The organism is Paenibacillus sp. AR247, assembly GCF_002968895.1.
Taxonomy (GTDB): Bacteria; Bacillota; Bacilli; order Paenibacillales; family Paenibacillaceae; genus Paenibacillus_AQ; species Paenibacillus_AQ favisporus.
In genome coordinates this window covers 1-1,797 of record NZ_PCZT01000040.1, presented here as the reverse complement: position 1 = coordinate 1,797, position 1,797 = coordinate 1, and the positions used below count along the sequence as shown (strand labels likewise).

2 protein-coding genes are annotated in these 1,797 nt (G+C 48.4%); both read left to right on the top strand.

All coding sequences use genetic code 11. The features are described from left to right. Positions 1-974, top strand: a 974-nt coding sequence (locus tag CPT76_RS41095; RefSeq protein ID WP_258169110.1) for a cache domain-containing protein, incomplete at its 5' end; no start/stop codon positions are given. Positions 975-1,015: 41 nt separating this feature from the next. Continuing rightward, the coding region (locus tag CPT76_RS41090; RefSeq protein ID WP_258169109.1) for a sensor histidine kinase at positions 1,016-1,797 on the top strand (782 nt) is incomplete at its 3' end.

Here is a 1,797-nt window from a genome sequence, read left to right as displayed (position 1 = left end):
CTATCCAATGGAACGAACAGATCAAGCAGAAGATGTTCGGGATCTCCTTCAAACAAAGGGTCCGTTTGGCATTTATCATGATGATAACGCTTGCAGTCGGGACGGTCGGCATCGCCTCATATGGGATAGCCGCGAGAGAACTGCAAAAGAATGCCTTTGCGTCCAGCCAAGAAACGGTGAATAAAACAGCCCAGATTCTGGACGACAAGCTGTACAGTATCTCGACTTCCGTTCGTTCGCTAATGCTCAGCGATGCTTTTAAGCAGATGATGTTGGATGTCCAGAGCAACACCATCGCGAACTATTACGTGCATCTGTCGGAGCTTCAATATGTATTGTCGCAGGTTACATTCAACGAACCGCTGATTGAAAGCATATTGATTGCCACCCCAATCGGCGACTTTTACCCCGTATCGCAGCGTCGATCTCAGACCCAATCCTTTTACGAATCAAATTTTTATTATGACCTCAAAGACAATGATGGTGGATTGTGGGTGAAAGGTCACACGGATAAATTCTTCACGGGAAACAGCAGAGTCGTCTCCTTCATGACAAAGGGTATGCAGGGGAATATCACCAGTACAAACGTATTTGTCGTGGTCAATGTGAATGAGAATGGCTTAATCAACACGGTGAACAAGCATACCTCCAATGACGATGATGATTATTTCATCGTGGACTCCCATGGGGAGGAAGTCATTCAAACAGCCTGGTCCCTGCACCATCCGTTAAATAGGGACGAGCCGTTTCTGAGAAGCATTACTGAAAGCAGCCAGGGATCCTTCTTTCATAAGTTCGATACAACTGATTACCTGGTCAATTACACCAAGTCCTCCATGGTACCGGACTGGCGATTGTTCGGTATTCAGCAGAAGGACAAGCTGCTGTCGCAAATGAACGGCGTCAAGCGCACGACCATCCTGACTTATGGTGATTCTTTCTTCTGCTGTCATGGCTCCTATCCAGCAAGCTAACCTCATTGCTTCTCCTTCCACTCTTCAAGCTGCAAAGGCTGATGAGAGAGGTAGAGGACAACCGCCTGAACGTCCGGTTCTCAAGCCGCTCTAACGACGAAGTTGCCCAAGTCGGAAATCAGTTCAACCGGATGCTTGACGAGATCAATCGCCTGATCGACGATGTGAGGGAAAGCGAGGCGGGTAAGCTCAAAGCGGAGATGCGAGCGCTGACGGCCCAGATGGAGCCGCATTTTCTATATAACACGTTAAATACAATCTATTGCAAATCGGTTTTGGGTGAAAACGACGACGTCAATGAAATGATTATGGCCTTATCCCAAATGTTCCAAATCGGCTTAAGTGGGGGAAAGGATTGGAATTCACTTGACGATGAGCTGTCCCATGTTCAGCAATATTGCGCCATTCAGCAGAAGTGCTATGAGGGCCTGTTCACATACGAGATTAAGGTGACGGATGAAGAGCTTCTGCGAAGTCCTCTACCCAAAATTTTGCTCCAACCCATCGTGGAGAACAGTATCCAGCACGGCTTCGAGGATTTCACCTCCGGAGGTGAAATCCGGATTGGTGCAATCAGGGATGGGGATCGGCTTCACCTGACGATCGAAGATAACGGCAAAGGGATGGACGTAGACAAGGTAGAACAGGCACTGCTGTCGCCGTCTTCAACGAAGAAAGGGTATGCGCTGAAGAACATTAAACACCGACTGAGCCTTTTTTACGGAGAAGAGGCAAGGATGGTCTTTTCCAGCACGCCAGGCGAGGGCTCAAGAACAGACTTGTGGATACCGATGACATCAGGGGAAGGTGGATCGAATGAGAG